The organism is Xanthobacter aminoxidans (genome assembly GCF_043193615.1).
GTDB lineage: Bacteria > Pseudomonadota > Alphaproteobacteria > Rhizobiales > Xanthobacteraceae > Xanthobacter > Xanthobacter aminoxidans.
Window position 1 is genome coordinate 1,236,672 of sequence record NZ_JBAFUS010000002.1, and the last position, 17,043, is coordinate 1,253,714.

14 protein-coding genes are annotated in these 17,043 nt (G+C 68.4%); 11 read left to right on the plus strand and 3 right to left on the minus strand.

Annotated elements, in window-relative coordinates:
- Window positions 1-18 precede the first annotated feature (18 nt).
- Together V5F74_RS14835 and V5F74_RS14840 are read right to left on the minus strand one after the other, a co-directional pair.
- Window positions 19-507: a CinA family protein gene (locus tag V5F74_RS14835; RefSeq protein WP_394008823.1), complete on the minus strand. Its 489-nt coding sequence runs from the start codon at window positions 505-507 to the stop codon at window positions 19-21.
- 2 nt (window positions 508-509) lie between these two features.
- Window positions 510-1,706 carry a bifunctional 2-C-methyl-D-erythritol 4-phosphate cytidylyltransferase/2-C-methyl-D-erythritol 2,4-cyclodiphosphate synthase gene (locus V5F74_RS14840; protein ID WP_029558546.1) on the minus strand — a complete coding sequence of 399 codons (1,197 nt, stop codon included), beginning with the start codon at window positions 1,704-1,706 and terminating at the stop codon, window positions 510-512.
- 169 nt (window positions 1,707-1,875) lie between these two features.
- Here V5F74_RS14840 and dusB point away from each other — a divergent pair, with 169 nt between their 5' ends.
- The 11 genes from dusB (at window position 1,876) to hflX (ending at window position 16,141) form a co-directional block, all read left to right on the plus strand.
- Window positions 1,876-2,895 carry a tRNA dihydrouridine synthase DusB gene (gene dusB / locus V5F74_RS14845; protein ID WP_394008826.1) on the plus strand — a complete coding sequence of 340 codons (1,020 nt, stop codon included), beginning with the start codon at window positions 1,876-1,878 and terminating at the stop codon, window positions 2,893-2,895.
- A gap of 182 nt (window positions 2,896-3,077) precedes the next feature.
- Window positions 3,078-4,163 carry a two-component system sensor histidine kinase NtrB gene (locus tag V5F74_RS14850; protein WP_394008934.1) on the plus strand — a complete coding sequence of 362 codons (1,086 nt, stop codon included), beginning with the start codon at window positions 3,078-3,080 and terminating at the stop codon, window positions 4,161-4,163.
- Window positions 4,164-4,170: 7 nt separating this feature from the next.
- Entirely contained in the window at window positions 4,171-5,613 is a 1,443-nt protein-coding gene (ntrC, locus tag V5F74_RS14855; protein WP_024279009.1) for a nitrogen regulation protein NR(I), read from the plus strand.
- Window positions 5,614-5,732: 119 nt separating this feature from the next.
- A complete protein-coding gene (locus V5F74_RS14860) occupies window positions 5,733-6,548 on the plus strand; it encodes a substrate-binding domain-containing protein (RefSeq protein ID WP_394008828.1) in 816 nt (271 codons plus the stop codon).
- 242 nt (window positions 6,549-6,790) lie between these two features.
- Window positions 6,791-9,022, plus strand: coding sequence for a sensor histidine kinase NtrY-like (locus V5F74_RS14865; protein ID WP_394008829.1), 2,232 nt, complete (start codon window positions 6,791-6,793; stop codon window positions 9,020-9,022).
- 3 nt (window positions 9,023-9,025) lie between these two features.
- Window positions 9,026-10,393, plus strand: a complete 1,368-nt coding sequence (ntrX, locus tag V5F74_RS14870) for a nitrogen assimilation response regulator NtrX (RefSeq protein WP_024279012.1) — start codon at window positions 9,026-9,028, stop codon at window positions 10,391-10,393.
- A gap of 108 nt (window positions 10,394-10,501) precedes the next feature.
- Window positions 10,502-11,878 carry a Trk system potassium transporter TrkA gene (gene trkA, locus V5F74_RS14875; RefSeq protein ID WP_250167541.1) on the plus strand — a complete coding sequence of 459 codons (1,377 nt, stop codon included), beginning with the start codon at window positions 10,502-10,504 and terminating at the stop codon, window positions 11,876-11,878.
- A gap of 24 nt (window positions 11,879-11,902) precedes the next feature.
- Window positions 11,903-13,315, plus strand: a complete 1,413-nt coding sequence (locus tag V5F74_RS14880; protein ID WP_374251910.1) for a hypothetical protein — start codon at window positions 11,903-11,905, stop codon at window positions 13,313-13,315.
- 14 nt (window positions 13,316-13,329) lie between these two features.
- Window positions 13,330-14,187, plus strand: a complete 858-nt coding sequence (locus V5F74_RS14885) for a D-amino-acid transaminase (RefSeq protein ID WP_394008832.1) — start codon at window positions 13,330-13,332, stop codon at window positions 14,185-14,187.
- A 149-nt stretch (window positions 14,188-14,336) separates the two neighbouring features.
- Window positions 14,337-14,591, plus strand: a complete 255-nt coding sequence (hfq, locus tag V5F74_RS14890) for an RNA chaperone Hfq (protein WP_024279016.1) — start codon at window positions 14,337-14,339, stop codon at window positions 14,589-14,591.
- A gap of 170 nt (window positions 14,592-14,761) precedes the next feature.
- Entirely contained in the window at window positions 14,762-16,141 is a 1,380-nt protein-coding gene (hflX, locus tag V5F74_RS14895; protein WP_029877129.1) for a GTPase HflX, read from the plus strand.
- A gap of 15 nt (window positions 16,142-16,156) precedes the next feature.
- Here hflX and mazG read toward each other — a convergent pair whose 3' ends face one another.
- The gene (mazG, locus tag V5F74_RS14900) at window positions 16,157-17,005 is read right to left on the minus strand and encodes a nucleoside triphosphate pyrophosphohydrolase (RefSeq protein WP_029558536.1); all 849 of its coding nucleotides are present in this window, start codon (window positions 17,003-17,005) and stop codon (window positions 16,157-16,159) included.
- Between the last annotated feature and the right edge of the window lie 38 nt (window positions 17,006-17,043).

The window sequence follows — 17,043 nt, forward strand, 5'->3', positions numbered from 1 at the left end:
CGGGCGGCTTTTTCGTTTTCAGGACGCTGCGCTGCGCAGCAGGTCGAGGGCTTCGAGAACCGACAGCCGGCGGACCTCGGCGCGGCCGATCTCGCCGAATCGCTTCTCTCGGTGGACGACCTTGCCGTCGCGACGGGCACAGGCGAAGTGGACGAGGCCCACGGGCTTGGCCGCCGAGCCTCCGCCCGGCCCGGCCACGCCGGTGATGGCCACCGCGGCATCCACGCCGGCCGCCTTCAGTGCACCCTCGGCCATGGCGCGGGCGGTCTCCTCGCTCACGGCGCCGTGGGCGGCAAGGGTCGCTTCGGGCACGCCGATCATCGCCATCTTGGCGGCGTTGGAATAGGTGACGAAGCCGCGGTCCACCACATCCGACGATCCCGGCACCTCGGTGAGGGCCCCGGCCACGAGCCCGCCGGTGCAGGATTCTGCCGTTGCCAGCGTCCAGCCGCGGGCGCGGAAGGCGTCCAGGACGGCGACGGCGCGGGCGTAGGTTTCCTCGTCCATCGTCAGATCTCCTCTCCCGCCGGCAGGCGGATGGTGGCGCTGGCCATGGCGGCGATGCCCTCGCGCCGGCCGGTGAAGCCGAGCTTCTCCGTGGTGGTGGCCTTCACCGAGATGCGGGCGACCGGAACGCCGGTGATGCGCGCGATCTCGGCACGGATGGCATCACGATGGGGCCCGACCTTCGGCGCCTCGCAGATGAGGGTGAGATCGAGATGGGCGATACGCCCGCCGCGCGCCTTCACCTTTTCCACCGCATGGGTGAGGAAGCGGTCGGAGGACGCGCCCTTCCACTGCGGGTCCGAGGGCGGGAAATGCGCACCGATGTCGCCGTCGCAGAGCGCGCCCAGCAGGGCGTCGGTGAGGGCGTGGAGGCCCACGTCGGCATCCGAATGGCCAACCAGCCCGAAACCGTGGGGCACCGCGACACCGCCGAGCATCACGTGGTCGCCGGGACCGAAGGCATGGACGTCGAAGCCGGTGCCGGTGCGCACGTCCGGGAGTTCGGCGAAGGTCGCGGCGGCGCGGGACATGTCTTCGGCTGTGGTCAATTTGATGTTCCCTGTCTCTCCGGCAAAGGTCGCGACCCTGTACCCGGCCCATTCCATCACCGAGGCGTCGTCGGTCAGCGTCGTGACGCCACTGTCCGCCGCCGCCCGATGGGCGGCGACAAGCGGGGCATAGCGAAAGGCCTGGGGCGTCTGCACCGCCCGCAGCACCGCGCGATCCAGCGTCTCCGCCACGACGCCGGTCGCATCGACGCGCTTCACCGTATCGGTCACCGCAAGCACCGGGATCGCGGCATCGCCGTCCCCTGCCGCTGCGATGGCCCGGCTGATGAGATCGGGCGTCGCATAGGGGCGGGCGGCGTCATGCACCAACACGACCGCCGGCGCCTCGACGCCGGCCAGCGCCTCGAGCCCCGCGCGCACCGAGTCCTGACGCGTCGCGCCACCGGAAACCGGTGCCAGAATCTTGGGCAGGCCTTCCGCGGCGTCCGCAAAGAGGCCTGAATCATCGCTATGGATGACCGCAAGCACGGCCGTGACGGCCGGATGCTCGCAAAAAAGGCGCAGCGTGCGGCGCAGCACCGGCTCGCCGCCCATTTGCTGGTACTGCTTCGGCAAAGGCCCGCCCGCGCGGCTTCCGCGCCCGGCAGCCACCACGATCGCCACGCAGTTCGTGGCCGACGTTCCGGTCACGGCCGACCCTCCTTTTTGGGCGAAGGCGGCAGGTCAGGCTGGCAGCGCGAGTAGGGACCGGACATGCTGCGGTGCAGCGGTGCGCACACTGCCCTTGCGTGCCGCGCACATTTGTCTAAGATGTAGGCAGAACACAGCTGGCCTAAATTCTGTGCAAGAGACTGTCCCATTGTCCATTCCGGCGTTGCGCCTCGGCGCCGTGACCCTGCCCAATCCGGTCATCCTCGCCCCCATGGCGGGAATCACCGATGCGCCGGTGCGGCGGATGGCTGTCCGCCATGGCGCGGGGCTCGTCATATCAGAAATGCTGGCCAGCGAGGCGCTTCTCGAGGGCCATCCCGAGATGCTGCTGCGCGCAGAAGGGGAGGGCGTGTCGTTTCATGCCGTCCAGATCGCCGGCAACGATCCGCGACTCATGGGCGAGGCCGCGCGCGTGGCCGAGGCCGCCGGTGCCGGCCTCATCGACATCAACATGGGCTGCCCCGCCAAGCGCGTGACCACCGGCGCCGCCGGCGCGGCCCTGCTGCGCGATCTGCCTCTGGCGCGCGCCATCTTCGAGGAGGTGCGCGGGGCGGTCAGCGTTCCGGTCACGGTGAAGACCCGCCTCGGCTGGGACGAGGGCTCGCCCACCGCCGTCGCCCTCGCCGAAATGGCCGAGGCATGCGGGCTTTCCATGGTGACGATCCACGGCCGCACCCGCTGCCAGTTCTACACCGGCCGGGCGGACTGGAGCGCCATCCGTGCGGTGAAGGATGCCGTATCGATCCCGGTGATCGCCAACGGCGACGTGGTGAGTCTCGCGGATGGCCCCGCCATTCTCGCGGCATCCGGTGCCGATGGGCTCATGATCGGCCGGGGCGCGCAGGGCCGGCCCTGGTTTCCGGGCCGGGTGGCGCAGGTGCTCGCCGGCCGCATGGTCGAGGAGGATCCGCCGCTCGATCTGCAGCGGGACATCCTGCTGGAACTCTACGAGGGTTGGCTCTCGCTCTATGGCACCACCCTCGGCGTCCGGCAGGCGCGTAAGCATATCGGCTGGGCGCTCGATGCCGCGGCAACAGGGCAGGGGAATGCACGCGCCGCCTTCGTGGAGCGCTGGCGCAAGGCGCTGCTGGTGCTCGACGAGCCCGGCCGCGTGAAGGCCGGGATCACGGCGGCCTACGACGAACTCATGTGGAGGGCCGCGGCATGACGGCCGAAGCCAGAAAGCAAGACACACGGAAGATGGAAAAAAAGGCCAAGGGCAGTTCGAAGGCCGCGACCAAGGCTGCGGGCAAGGAGGTCGCCAACGAGGCGGCGAAGATGGAGGCGGCGCAGGAAGCCGTCAGCCCGCCCGTTCACCCTGTCGCCAAGGCCGGCAACGCCGAGCCCGGCATGACGCGCGCCATTCTCGATGCCGTGCCGCATCCGCTGTTCACCATCGCCGGCAACGGCCATGTGGTGGAGGCCAATGTGGCGGCTGAAGCCTTCTTCGAGGTCAGCGCCCCGCTGCTGCGCCGGCGTCCCCTGACCGAGTTCGTGCCGTTCGGCACGCCGCTCCTCGGCCTCATCGATCAGGTGCGCCAGCGCGGCGCGCCGGTGAACGAATATCGCGTGGACCTCGGCACGCCCCGCAACGGCGGCGAGCGCATCGTGGACATCCACGTGGCGCCGGTGAACGAGCAGCCGGAGCATGTGGTGGTAATGCTCCAGGAGCGCACCATCGCCGACAAGATGGACCGCCAGCTCACCCACCGCGGCGCCGCCCGCTCCGTGAGCGCGCTCGCCTCCATGCTGGCCCACGAGATCAAGAACCCGCTCTCCGGCATCCGCGGCGCGGCACAGCTTCTGGAACAGTCCGCCGACGACGAGGACCGGGCGCTGACCCGCCTGATTTGCGACGAGGCCGACCGCATCGTGAAGCTGGTGGACCGGATGGAGGTGTTCTCCGACGAGCGCCCGGTGGAGCGCGAGCCGGTGAATATCCATGCGGTTCTGGAGCATGTGCGCACGCTCGCGGCCTCGGGCTTTGCCCGCCATATCCGCTTCGTGGAGGAGTACGACCCCTCCTTGCCGCCGGTGCTCGCCAATCGCGACCAGCTTATCCAGGTGTTCCTGAACCTGGTGAAGAATGCGGCGGAAGCCATCGACAGCGACCAGGATGGCGAGATTCTGCTCTCCACCGCTTTCCGCCCCGGCGTGCGGCTGATGGTGCCGGGCGCCTCCACGCGCGTCAGCCTGCCGCTTGAGTTCTGCGTGCGGGACAACGGCAAGGGCGTGCCGGACGACCTCGTGCCCCACCTGTTCGACCCGTTCGTGACCACCAAGCCCACCGGCTCTGGCCTCGGTCTTGCTTTGGTGGCGAAGATCATCGGCGACCACGGCGGCATCGTCGAATGCGACAGCCAGCCCCGCCGCACCACGTTCCGCGTGCTCCTGCCCATGTATCGCGGCAAGAGCCCTGTTCGAGAGGACAATTGAGGTGTCGATGCCATCCGGAAGCATCCTGGTCGCCGACGACGATGCCGCGATCCGCACCGTGCTCAACCAGGCGCTCTCGCGCGCGGGATATGAGGTGCGTTCCTGCGGCAACGCCGCCACGCTGTGGCGCTGGGTGAGCCAGGGCGATGGCGATCTCGTCATCACCGACGTGGTGATGCCCGACGAGAACGCCTTCGACCTCCTGCCGCGCATCAAGAAGGCGCGGCCGGACCTGCCGGTCATCGTCATGAGCGCGCAGAACACCTTCATGACCGCCATCCGCGCCTCCGAGCGTGGGGCCTATGAATATCTGCCCAAGCCCTTCGACCTGAAGGAGCTGATCTCCATCGTCGGGCGCGCCTTGTCGGAGCCCAAGAAGGGGGACGGTCACCACCACGCCCCCGAGGAGCAGGACAACATCCCGCTGGTGGGCCGCTCGCCCGCCATGCAGGAGATCTACCGCCTCCTCGCCCGCCTGATGCAGACCGACCTCACCGTGATGATCGCGGGCGAGAGCGGCACCGGCAAGGAACTGGTGGCCCGCGCGCTGCACGACTACGGCAAGCGCCGCACCGGGCCGTTCGTCGCCATCAACATGGCGGCGATCCCGCGTGACCTTATCGAGTCCGAGCTGTTCGGCCACGAGAAGGGTTCGTTCACCGGCGCCACCACCCGTAATCCCGGCCGCTTCGAGCAGGCGGAGGGCGGCACGCTGTTCCTCGACGAGATCGGCGACATGCCGATGGAGGCGCAGACCCGCCTGCTGCGCGTGCTCCAGCAGGGCGAATACACGACGGTCGGCGGGCGCACGCCCATCAAGACCGACGTGCGCATCATCGCCGCCACCAACAAGGATCTGCGCACGCTGATCCAGCAGGGCCTGTTCCGCGAAGACCTGTTCTTCCGCCTGAACGTGGTGCCCCTGCGCCTGCCGCCGCTGCGCGAGCGCTCGGAGGACGTGCCGGACCTTGTCCGCCACTTCTTCCTGCAGGCGGAGCGGGAAGGCCTGCCGGCCAAGCAGATCGACACCGCCGCCCTCGACCGGCTGAAGCGCTATCGCTGGCCCGGCAACGTACGCGAGCTGGAAAACCTCGTCCGCCGCCTCGCCGCGCTCTATCCGCAGGAGGTCATCACCCCCGCCATCATCGAGGCGGAGCTCTCCGAGCCCATGCCGAACATGCTGTCGGAAGAAGGCCCGGTGGATGCGACGCTCGCCGCTTCGGTCGAGCGCCACCTCAACACCTATTTCTCCGGCTTCGGCGAGAACCTGCCCCCGCCTGGCCTCTATCACCGCATCTTGAAGGACGTGGAATATCCGCTGCTCTCCGCTGCGCTCGCTGCCACCCGCGGCAACCAGATCAAGGCGGCGGAACTGCTTGGGCTCAACCGCAACACGTTGCGCAAGAAGATTCGCGATCTCGATATCCAGGTGATCCGCACGTCGCGGTGACCCCCACGTCTTGAGACGACGCACATGCCCCGCGGGTGTCCCATCCGCGGGGTTTATTGACGGCCACGATATATCCGAATGAATATAGCTTATTCGCGTGTTCATTTCGGAGCCTTGCCATGCGCGCCCGCATTTGCGCCGTTGTTTTTCTTTGCCTTTCCGCCGCAACGTCCCGCGCCGAGGATATCCGCCTCGTCGCGGCGGGCAGCCTCACCGGCGCCTTCAACGCGATGATCTCGGACTATGGGCGGACCCACCCGAGGGATCACGTCTCCACCAAATGGGGCCCGTCCGGCGTGCTCAGGACCGAGCTGGAAAACGGCGGCGCCTTCGACATCTTCGCGTCCGCCGCTCTGCCCCACGCGCAGGCGCTGACGGACAAGGGCCTTGCCAGCGACAGCGTCCTGTTCGCCCGCAACGCTTTGTGCGCCATCGCTCTGGCCGATGGCCCGGCGCTGGCCTCCGACACGCTGGTGGAGACCCTGCTGAAGCCGGACATCCGCCTCGCCACCTCGACGCCCAAGGCCGATCCGGGCGGTGACTATACGTGGGAGCTGTTCGCGCTGATCGACAAGCAGCACCCGGGCGCGTTCGCCACGTTGAGCGGAAAGGCGCAGCAGGTCTTCGGCGGCGCGGCCACGACCGGACCGCTCAACGGCCGCCACCGGCTGGCCGTGGCCCTCGGCGACAAGAGCGCGGACGTGGCGATCTACTACTGCTCGGGCACACAGGAGATGAGCAAGGCGGAGCCCGGCAAGTACAAGGTGGTGGCGTTGCCGCGCGACCTCGCGGTCGGGCCGGAATATGGGCTGACGCTCGCCAACACGGCATCCCTGCCGGCCGCCGACTTCGCGATGTACATCCTCTCCCCCTCCGGCCAGAAGACCCTGTCGGATTTTGGCTTCATTCCGGTCACGTTGCCCGCCGCGCGCTGATTCGATCGCGGCCGGGCGCCGCCCTCCCGCAGGGGACGGACTCTTGCGGGGCCTCATCTTTCGGATGGACAGAAAAGGCCGGGTCGTTCGTTGACCCGGCTACCTGCGTTTTGCTCCCTCATCGCAAATACGGTGGAAGGGGGATGCGTCTGTCACATTTTTGCACCAGTGTCGTTCCACTGCATCACTCTGGACTGCGCGAGTCGTCGCGCGGCCGGTAGCGTTGGGACGGTCAGGCACACATGAGCGATGAGCCGGTCAGGTACGCCGCAAGAGACGTGAGGCCGCGGCGCAGTCTGTTCGCACGCCTGTTCGCGCCCGTCGTGGTGGTGCTGTCGCTGGCTCTGGCGGTGGCGACCTTCGCCATCATCATGGGCCTCACCTCCATCGTGCCGACGCCGACGGTGACGCTCGAGGCCTTGGCGGCATCTGCAATCGCCGCAGTCGCGCTGCTCGCCATCATCGGCCGGGAAGTCTGGCGCATCTGGCAGGCGCGGGCGCGCGGCCGAGCCGCCTCGCGGCTCCATGTGCGCATCATCGGCCTGTTCGCCATTGTCGCCGTGGTGCCGGCGGTCGTGGTGGCGCTGGTGGCGAGCTTCACCCTGGATCGGACCCTCGACCGCTATTTCTCCGAGCGCACGCAGGAGATTGTCGGCTCGGCCTCCTCGGTGGCGCAGACCTATGTGCGCGAGCACGCGCTCTCCATCCGCGGCGACGCGCTGGCCATGGCCAACGACCTGTCGCAGCAGAAGACCCTCTACGACACGGACATCGAAAAATTCCGCCAGGTGCTGACCGCCCAGGCGGCCCTGCGCAATGTGCCGGGCGCCCAGATCATCCACCGCGACCTCTCCGTGGTGGAGCGGGCGAACCTGCGCACCGGCCGGGAATACCTCGTCCCCGCCAACATCGCCATCAACGAGGCCACGGCCGAGCAGCCCATCATCTATGTGGATGCCGACTATGTGGGCGCCGTGGTGCCGCTCACCGGCTTCGACGATCTCTTCCTCTACGTGGCCCGCCCCATCGATCCGCGCGTGCTGGGCTACCTGAAGGTGACGAGCGACACGCTCGCGGACTACCGTGCGCTGGAGCAGAGGCGGTTCAGCGTCCAGCTCGCCTTTGCCGCCATGTATTCGATCGTCACGCTGATCGTGCTCCTGTCGGCGGTGTGGCTGGGCGTGACCTTCTCCAAATGGCTGGTCGCGCCCATCCGCCGGCTGATGTGGGCGGCGGATCGCGTGGCCAAGGGCAATCTCGACATCCAGGTGCCGGTGAACCGTGCGGAAGGCGACCTCGCCACCCTCGGCGAGACCTTCAACAAGATGACCGGCGAGCTGAAGACCCAGCGCAACGCCCTGGTCAGCGCCCGCGACCAGATGGACAGCCGCCGCCGCTTCACCGAGGCCGTGCTGTCAGGCGTCGGCGCGGGCGTGATCGGCCTTGATGCTGAGGCGCGCGTCACCATCCTCAACCTCTCCGCCGAACGCCTTCTCGGTGTCACCGAGGCCGAGGGCCTCGGCCGCCCGCTCGCCGAGGTGGTGCCGGAGACGGCCTCACTGCTGGAGGAGGCGCGGGGCGCCGGGCAGCGGGCGGTGCAGGGCAACATCACGGTCCAGCGCGACGGTCGCGAGCGCATCTTCGCCATGCGCGTCACCACCGAGCAGTCGGGAGCCGAGGCGCACGGCTGGGTGGTGACGCTCGACGACATCACCGCCCTCATCACCGCCCAGCGCACCTCGGCATGGGCGGACGTGGCGCGGCGCATCGCCCACGAGATCAAGAACCCGCTCACGCCCATCCAGCTGTCCGCCGAGCGGCTGAAGCGCAAGTACGGCCGCCACATCACCCAGGATCGCGATGTGTTCGACCAGTGCACCGACACCATCATCCGGCAGGTGGGCGACATCGGCCGCATGGTGGATGAGTTCTCCTCCTTCGCCCGCATGCCCAAGCCCGTGGTGGATGCGCAGGATCTCGCCGAGACGGTCCGGCAGGCGGTGTTCCTCATGCGCGTCGGACACCCCGACGTCACCTTCGAGGCCGAGCTGCCGGCCGCACAGCCGGCCCGTTTCGATCGCCGGCTCATCAGCCAGGCACTCACCAACATTCTCAAGAACGCCGCGGAAGCCATCGAGGCTGTCCCGGACGCCGATCGCGGCAAGGGCCGCATCCGCGTCCGCGTCTCCGCGGCGGGGGAGGATCTCCTGATCGACGTCATCGACAACGGCGCGGGCCTACCGCGCGAAAAACGCAGCCGCCTGCTGGAGCCTTATGTGACCACGCGCGAGAAGGGGACGGGGCTCGGCCTCGCCATCGTCGGCAAGATCATGGAAGAGCACGGCGGCGGCATTGAACTCAACGATTCGCCCGAGGGTCGCGGCGCCTGGATCAGGCTCCGGATGCGGGCGGATGGTCTACCACCGGCCGGCGCGGGCGGGGCGCAACCGGTCCCTCAAGCAGGGAGGGCCTGATCCATGGCCATGGACATCCTCATCGTCGACGACGAGGCCGACATCGGCGAGCTGGTTGCCGGCATTCTGGAGGACGAGGGCTATTCCGCCCGCACCGCCCGGGATGCGGACGGCGCGCTCGGTGCCATCGCATCGCGGCGGCCGAATCTCGTGTTCCTCGACATCTGGCTGCAGGGCAGCCGCCTCGATGGCCTGGAACTGCTCAACGAGATCAAGTCGCAGCACCCGGACCTGCCGGTGGTGATGATCTCCGGTCACGGCAACATCGAGACCGCGGTCGCCGCCATCAAGCGCGGGGCCTACGACTTCATCGAGAAGCCGTTCAATGCCGACCGGCTGGTGATGGTCACCGAGCGGGCGCTGGAAACGCTGCGTCTCAAGCGCGAGCTGAAGGAGCTGAAGCAGCTCACGCCGCACGGGCGCATCCTCGTCGGCCGCTCCAGCGCGATCCAGCAGCTCAAGGGCACCATCGAACGGGTCGGCCCCACCAACAGCCGTATCCTCATCGTCGGCCCCTCCGGTTCGGGCAAGGAACTCACCGCGCGGCTCGTGCACAGCGTCTCCGGGCGCGCGCAGGGGCCGTTCGTGGTGCTGAATTCCGCGGCCATGACGCCGGAGCGGCTGGAGTTCGAGCTGTTCGGCGTCGCGGACGGGGAGGGCAGGGAGCAGAAGCGCGGGGCGCTGGAAGAGGCGCACGGCGGCACGCTCTTCCTCGACGAGATCGCCGACATGCCGCGGGAGACGCAGAACCGCGTGCTGCGGGTGCTCGTGGAGCAGACCTTCACCCGCGTCGGCTCCAACGACAAGGTGACGGTGGACGTGCGCATCATCTCCTCGACCGGGCGCAACCTGGAGGAGGAGATTGCCAAGGGCCGCTTCCGCGAGGATCTCTACCACCGCCTCTCGGTGGTGCCGATCCGCGTGCCGCCGCTCGCCGAGCGGCGCGAGGACATTCCCGATCTCGTGGACTTCTTCCTCGACAGCATCTCCCAGACCACCGGCCTGCCGCGCCGGCCCATCGGCGAGGACGCCATGGCGGTGCTGCAATCCCACGACTGGCCGGGCAACGTGCGCCAGCTGCGCAACAATGTGGAGCGCCTGCTCATTCTCGCCGGCGGCGACCCGGAGGCGACCATCACCGCCGCCATGCTGCCGCCGGACGTGGGCGCGCTGGTGCCGACCCTGCCCAACGGCAATGGCGGCGAGCATCTGATGGGCCTGCCGCTGCGTGAGGCGCGCGAGGTGTTCGAGCGCGAATATCTCGCTGCCCAGATCAACCGCTTCGGCGGCAACATCTCGCGCACCGCCGAATTCGTCGGCATGGAGCGCTCGGCCCTTCATCGAAAGCTTAAGGCTCTCGGCGTAGGGTGAAGGTCCCCGGACGTGACCGGGGCGGGTTGACGGGGTGCCCGAAAAGGGGGCTGCATCGGTGCGTTCTGTCCGCTGACCTGCGGGGGCCGAACGCCGGGGGGAGGGTTCATGAAGGTCGTGATCTGCGGCGCGGGCCAGGTGGGGTTCGGCATCGCCGAGCGCCTCGCCGGTGAGCAGAACGACGTGTCCATCATCGACACGTCCCCGCGCCGCATCCAGATGGTGACGGAACAGCTCGACGTGCGCGGCGTGGTGGGGCAGGGGTCCCATCCGGACGTGCTCGCCCGCGCGGGCATCGAGCAGGCGGACATGCTCATCGCCGTGACCCTCCACGACGAGGTGAACATGGTGGCCTGCCAGGTGGGCCACGCCCTGTTCAACGTGCCGACCAAGCTTGCCCGCATCCGCGCCCAGACCTATCTCGCCCCCGAATGGCGCGACCTGTTCTCCCGCGACCAGCTGCCCATCGACGTCATCATCTCCCCCGAGGTGGAGGTGGGCGAGATGGTGCTGCGCCGCCTCTCTTTGCCCGGCGCCTCCGACACGGTGAGTTTCGCGGACGGCGCGGTGGTGATCGTCGGCGTCTCCTGCACCGAGGACTGCCCGGTGGTGGACACACCGCTGAAGCAGCTGACCGAGCTTTTCCCGGACATCCAGGCGACCATCGTCGCGGTGAGCCGGGCCGGGCGCACTTTCGTGCCCCGCTCCAACGACCAGATTCTCACCGGCGATCTCGTCTATTTCGTCGCGCAGGCCGACCACGTGCAGCGCACGCTCTCCCTGTTCGGGCATGACGAGGTGCCGGCCCAGCGCATCGTCATCGCAGGCGGTGGCAACATCGGCTACTACGTCGCGACCGAGCTGGAGAAGCGCAACGCCGCCGCCCGCGTGAAGCTGATCGAGGCCTCCCGCGAGCGCTCGCAGACCATCGCCGAGGAACTGCGCCGCACCGTCGTGCTCAACGGCGACGCACTGGAACGCGCCATTCTCGACGAGGCGGGGGTGGGGGAGGCGGACACCATGATCGCCCTCACCAACGACGACCGGATCAACATCCTCTCCTGCCTTCTTTCCAAGCAGGTGGGGGCGAAGCGCATTCTCGCGCTGCTGAACGAGCAGGGCTACGCCACCTTCGCCCGCGGCCTCGGCATTGACGCCCATGTGAACCCGCGCCAGATCACGGTTTCCAAGGTGCTCCAGCATGTGCGGCGCGGCCGCATCCGCGGCGTCCATGCGCTGCTCGACGGCTCGGGCGAGATGATCGAGGCGGAAGCGCTGGAAACCTCGCCGCTGGTGGGCAAGCCGCTGCGCGATCTCAGCCTGCTGGACGGGCTGCGCATCGGCGCCGTGGTGCGCAACGGGCAGGTGCTGCTGCCGCGCGGCGATTTCGTCGTGCGCGCCCACGACCGGGTGGTGCTGTTCGCCCTCGCCGATCGCATCAAGCGCGTGGAGCAGCTGTTCCGCGTGGCCCTCGAATTCTTCTGACCCGATCCCGGGACGCGAAATCCTATGGCCAACGCCGCCCGCCCGCTTGCCGCCGGCATCGCCGCCATCGGGGCGCTCGCGCTCCTGCCGATGGCGGTCGCCGCGCGCTCCGGCACGGGCCCAGTGGCGGTCTGGCTCGCCACGTCCGGCTTCTGCCTGTTCCTCGCCGGCCTGCTGCGCTTCACCACCCATGGGCTCGAGACCCGGCTGACGCGGACGGGTGCCGTGGCGCTGGTGGCCTGCATGTGGCTGGTGCTGCCGCTGATGGCGACGCCGGCGGTCGCCATCGTCTCCGGCCTGTCGCCGCTTCAGGCCTGGTTCGAGGCGCTTTCCGCCTTCACCGCGACCGGTCTCACCGCGCTCCACCAGGGACCGGCGAGCCTCTATGTCTTCCTCGGCCTGCTGCAATGGGCCGGCGGACTCTTGACCGTGGTCACGGCGGTCGCCGTGCTGGCGCCGGCGGGCCTCGGCGGATTGCCGGACCGCACGCCGCGCGGTGGCACCGCGCTCGACGTGGTGGATCTGGTGAAGGTCCTGCGCGAGATCAGCCCCGCCTATCTGGCGGCGACCGCGCTGGCGATGATCGTGCTGCTCGCGTCCGGCGAGACCCTCTATGTGGCCTTCACGCTGGCCACCGCCGTCGTCTCCGCCGGCGCCCATCTGCCGCCGGAGGCACAACTGGCGCTCGCGCTGGACGAGACACCCAAGTGGCTGCTGCTGCCCTTTCTCATCTTCAGCGCCACCAGCGTGCGCTGGCACCGGGCGCTGATTACCCGCCGCATCAATGCCGCACCGGAGCAGGTGGAAAGCCTCGTCATCATCGGCTGGTGGGCGGTGCTCGGCATCATCCTCGGCGCCCTGCTGTTCCGCACCGACGAGATGTCGTCGCTCGACGCAGTGCGTGACGGCCTGTTCACCGCCGCCTCGTTGATCTCGACCAGCGGCATCGGCCCGCATGAAGGCACCTATGCCAACCTGCCGCTCGGCCTCGTCATCCTCGTGGTGCTGCTGGGCGGCGGCGCGCTCTCGGTGGCGGGCGGGCTGAAGATGCTGCGGCTGCGCGCCATCCTGCTGCGCACGCGGGGCGATCTTCTGCGCCTCGTCTATCCCCACATCGTCCTGCCCTCGGCGCTGGAGGGCGGCGTCGGTTCCGCCATGCGGGGCGTCTGGGCGGGGGCGGCGAGCCTCGCTTTCCTGTACGGCCTGTGCGTGATCGCGCTCAGCCCCGGCCTGCCCTCGCTTGATGCGGCACTGGCGGCTGCGGCGGCGGTCGTCACCAATACCGGCCCGGTCTACGACGCCGCGGGCGGCGGCTGGCCGGCCATCTCCTCCCTGCCGTGGGGCTCGGTGCTGGTCGCCGGCATCGGCATGGTCGCGGGGCGGCTGGAGATCATCGGGCTTTTCGTCTTCATCCATCTCGCCATCTGGCGCACCTGAGGGCCGACGCAGTCATGTCGCGCATCGCCTACGTCAACGGACGCTATCTCCCCCATCGCGACGCCAGCGTGCATGTGGAGGATCGCGGCTATCAGTTCGCCGACGGCGTCTATGAAGTCTGCGAGGTGCTCGGCGGCCGGCTGGTGGACGAACGCCGCCATCTCGACCGGCTCGATCGCTCCCTGCACGAGCTGTTCATTGCAGCGCCCATGTCACGGGCGGCGCTGTCCGCAGTGCTCAGGGAAGTGGTGCGCCGCAACCACGTGCGCAACGGCATGGTCTACCTGCAGGTGTCCCGGGGCGTCGCGCGTCGCGACCACGCCTTCCCCGCACCCGACACCGCCCCCTCCATTGTCGTGACCGCGCGCCGCACGGACAGGGAGGCGCAGGAGGCGCTGGCGCGCAAGGGCGTCGCCGTCATCACCGTGCCGGAGAATCGCTGGCCGCGCGTCGACATCAAGAGCGTCTCCCTGCTGCCCAACGTGCTGGCCAAGCAGTTGGCGAAGGAGGCCGGTGCGCGCGAGGCGTGGTTCGTCGATGCCGACGGCTATGTGACCGAAGGCGCCTCCACCAACGCCTGGATCGTGACCGCCGGCCGCACCATCGTCACGCGCCCCGCAGACAGCGGTATCCTCAGAGGAATCACCCGCACTGTGGCATTCGAGGTGGCGGCGGACCTCGGCTATACCGTTGAGGAACGGCCATTCACGGTTGCGGAGGCCCACGCAGCGGACGAGGCGTTCATCTCGGCCGCGACCACGGTCATCATGCCGGTCGTGATGATCGATGGCACCCCGGTGGGATCAGGTGTCCCCGGCCCTGTCGCCAAGGCTTTGCGATTGAAATTCCACGATTTTTCGGAAGTCGCCTGAGTTTGTCCCAGACCGGATCATGTTGCGGAGCAAAATAATATTGCGCCGCCATCGGGCTGTGCCATTCTAGCAGCCCAACTCTCACGGGGGTGTACACTCCAGACGTGCGCTTGCCCGTGGGCCTCAACGCCGAAACAATGGATACGAAAATGGCGGCGGAACGGACACAAAATCTCCAAGACACTTTTCTCAATCACGTCCGCAAGAACAAGACTCCCCTCACGATTTTCCTGGTGAACGGGGTGAAATTGCAGGGCGTCGTTACCTGGTTCGATAATTTCTGCGTGCTCCTGCGCCGGGACGGGCATTCCCAGCTGGTTTACAAGCACGCCATTTCCACCATCATGCCGGGTCACCCGGTTCAGTTGTTCGATCCCACGGACGATGGGGGAGAAAAGGCTTAAGCGTGCAGCATCAAAGCGGGAAGAAGGCGGGCGGACGTTCAAAGTCCAAGGCAGATACCTCGAAGACGGCAACGTCCAAGCTCGCAGGCCGCAAGGTTGAAGGTGCAATTGACGTCGGGGAGGATATTCCGGTCCCCGGCGAGCATGAGGCGCTGCTGCCCGAATCCGGGATGGATTCCGAAAGCCCCACCCACGACACGACGCACGAGCCCACGCGCGGCGGTATCGACCGTCGCGCGCCGGCCGTGCGCTGTGCTGTCGTCACGCCCGTCGTCAGCCGGCGGGGCAGGGGAGGCGCGCCGGAACGGCGCAGCCCCGAGGCGCGGCTCGACGAGGCTGTGGGCCTTGCAGCCGCCATCGAGCTGAACGTCGTCTTCTCCGGCCTCGTGTCGCTGTCCGAGATCCGCCCCGCAACCTATCTCGGTACCGGCAAGGTGGAAGAGCTGGCGGCGATCGTGGAGGCCGAGCATGTGGATCTCGTCTTCTTCGACGCCGCTCTGTCTCCCGTGCAGCAGCGCAATCTGGAGAAGGCCTGGTCCACCAAGGTGGTGGACCGCACCGCGTTGATTCTCGAAATCTTCGGCATGCGCGCCCGGACCAAGGAAGGCGCGTTGCAGGTGGAACTGGCCCACCTCAATTACCAGCGTTCCCGGCTGGTGCGTTCCTGGACCCATCTGGAACGCCAGCGCGGCGGCTTCGGCTTCCTCGGCGGCCCCGGCGAGACGCAGATCGAGGCCGACCGCCGTCTCATCGGCGATCGTATCATCCGCATCGAGAAGGAACTGGAGCAGGTGAAGCGCACGCGCGGCCTGCACCGGGCGAGCCGCAAGCGCGTGCCGTATCCCATCGTTGCGCTGGTGGGCTACACCAATGCCGGCAAATCCACGCTGTTCAACCGGCTGACCCGCGCCGAGGTGATGGCCAAGGACCTGCTGTTCGCCACCCTCGACCCGACCCTTCGGGCGGTGGACCTGCCGCACGGCACCCGCATCATCCTCTCCGACACGGTGGGCTTCATCTCCGAACTGCCGACCCAGCTCGTCGCCGCCTTCCGGGCCACGCTGGAAGAGGTGCTGGAGGCGGACCTCATCCTCCATGTCCGCGACATCTCCCACCCCGATACCGAGGCGCAGGCGGCGGATGTGGCCGACGTGCTCGAAGACCTCGGCGTGGAGGTGAAGGACGGCGGCCGCGTCATCGAGGTTTGGAACAAGATCGACCGGCTTTCTCCCGAGGCCCGCGAGCAGGTGCAGAACCAGACCTTGCGTGCGGGGGCCGAGGCGCCCGTTGCCGTCTCGGCCCTGACCGGGGAGGGGACGGACGATCTGCTGGGCGTCATCGAGCGTCGCATCACCTCCGGGCGCGTGACGCTTTCGGTCATCCTTGCGGCGGAGGACGGCGAGGGGCTCGGCTGGCTGTATCGCCATGGCGAGGTACTGGAGCGCACCACCGGCGAGGACGGTGTGCTGCAGGTGGCCCTGCGCATCCCGCCGGAGCGCGCCGGCCTTGTCGCCCGCCGCTTCGGGGCGCGACGGGTCCACACCATGTAGGCGGCGTGCGGGCGGCTATTCGGCCGCGCGCTCGCTCTGCTTCTCCAGCCGCTTGGCGTCCTGCCAGAGGGCTTCCATCTCGTCGAGGCTGGCATCGTTGGGCCGGCGGCCATCCGCCGCGAGCTGCGTCTCCACGTGGTCGAAGCGCCGGGTGAACTTCTCGTTGGTGCCGCGCAGCGCCGTCTCGGGATCGACGTCCGCATGGCGGGCGAGGTTCACCACGGCAAACAGCAGGTCGCCGATCTCGTCGCGGATGGCCTCCGTGCCGCCGGCGTCGAGGGCCTGCGAGACTTCCTCGGTCTCCTCGCGGATCTTGGCCAGCACCTGCCGCGCATCATTCCAGTCGAAGCCCACGCGGCTGGCTTTCTCCTGAAGCTTCAGGGCGCGGGTGAGGGCAGGGAGGGGCAGGGCGACGCCCGAGAGGGTGCCCTTTCCGCCCTCCTCCGGCGCCAGCCCGGCAGCGGCGCGGGCGGCGGCGCGCTCGGCCTTCTCCTGTGCCTTGATCTCGGCCCACATCCCCTTCACCGCTTCCGGCGACAGATCGCGCGCGTCGCCGAACACATGGGGGTGCCGCCGCACCAGCTTGGTGGTGATGGCCTCCACCACATCAGGGAAGGCGAAGGCGCCTTCCTCCTCCGCCAGGCGGGCGTGGAACACCACCTGCAGCAGCAGGTCGCCCAGCTCTTCCTTCAGGTCCGGCAAGTCGGCGCGGGCGATGGCATCCGCCACCTCATAGGCCTCTTCCAGCGTGTACGGCGCGATGGTCGCGAAGGTCTGCTCCAGATCCCACGGGCAACCGGTGCCCGGCGTGCGCAGGGCCGCCATGATCTCGATGAGGCGCGCAATATCGCGGGAGGGCTGCATGGGGGGCTCCGGAGGGATGGGACACCATCCTAATGCGC

Bases quoted from the DNA above. Each gene is read 5' to 3' on its own strand.
- V5F74_RS14835 (WP_394008823.1), bottom strand. From the start codon at position 507: ATGGACGAGGAAACCTACGCCCGCGCCGTCGCCGTCCTGGACGCCTTC.
- V5F74_RS14850 (WP_394008934.1), top strand. From the start codon at position 3,078: ATGACGCGCGCCATTCTCGATGCCGTGCCGCATCCGCTGTTCACCATC.
- ntrC (WP_024279009.1), top strand. From the start codon at position 4,171: ATGCCATCCGGAAGCATCCTGGTCGCCGACGACGATGCCGCGATCCGC.
- V5F74_RS14860 (WP_394008828.1), top strand. From the start codon at position 5,733: ATGCGCGCCCGCATTTGCGCCGTTGTTTTTCTTTGCCTTTCCGCCGCA.
- V5F74_RS14865 (WP_394008829.1), top strand. From the start codon at position 6,791: ATGAGCGATGAGCCGGTCAGGTACGCCGCAAGAGACGTGAGGCCGCGG.
- ntrX (WP_024279012.1), top strand. From the start codon at position 9,026: ATGGCCATGGACATCCTCATCGTCGACGACGAGGCCGACATCGGCGAG.
- trkA (WP_250167541.1), top strand. From the start codon at position 10,502: ATGAAGGTCGTGATCTGCGGCGCGGGCCAGGTGGGGTTCGGCATCGCC.
- V5F74_RS14880 (WP_374251910.1), top strand. From the start codon at position 11,903: ATGGCCAACGCCGCCCGCCCGCTTGCCGCCGGCATCGCCGCCATCGGG.
- V5F74_RS14885 (WP_394008832.1), top strand. From the start codon at position 13,330: ATGTCGCGCATCGCCTACGTCAACGGACGCTATCTCCCCCATCGCGAC.
- hfq (WP_024279016.1), top strand. From the start codon at position 14,337: ATGGCGGCGGAACGGACACAAAATCTCCAAGACACTTTTCTCAATCAC.
- hflX (WP_029877129.1), top strand. From the start codon at position 14,762: ATGGATTCCGAAAGCCCCACCCACGACACGACGCACGAGCCCACGCGC.
- mazG (WP_029558536.1), bottom strand. From the start codon at position 17,005: ATGCAGCCCTCCCGCGATATTGCGCGCCTCATCGAGATCATGGCGGCC.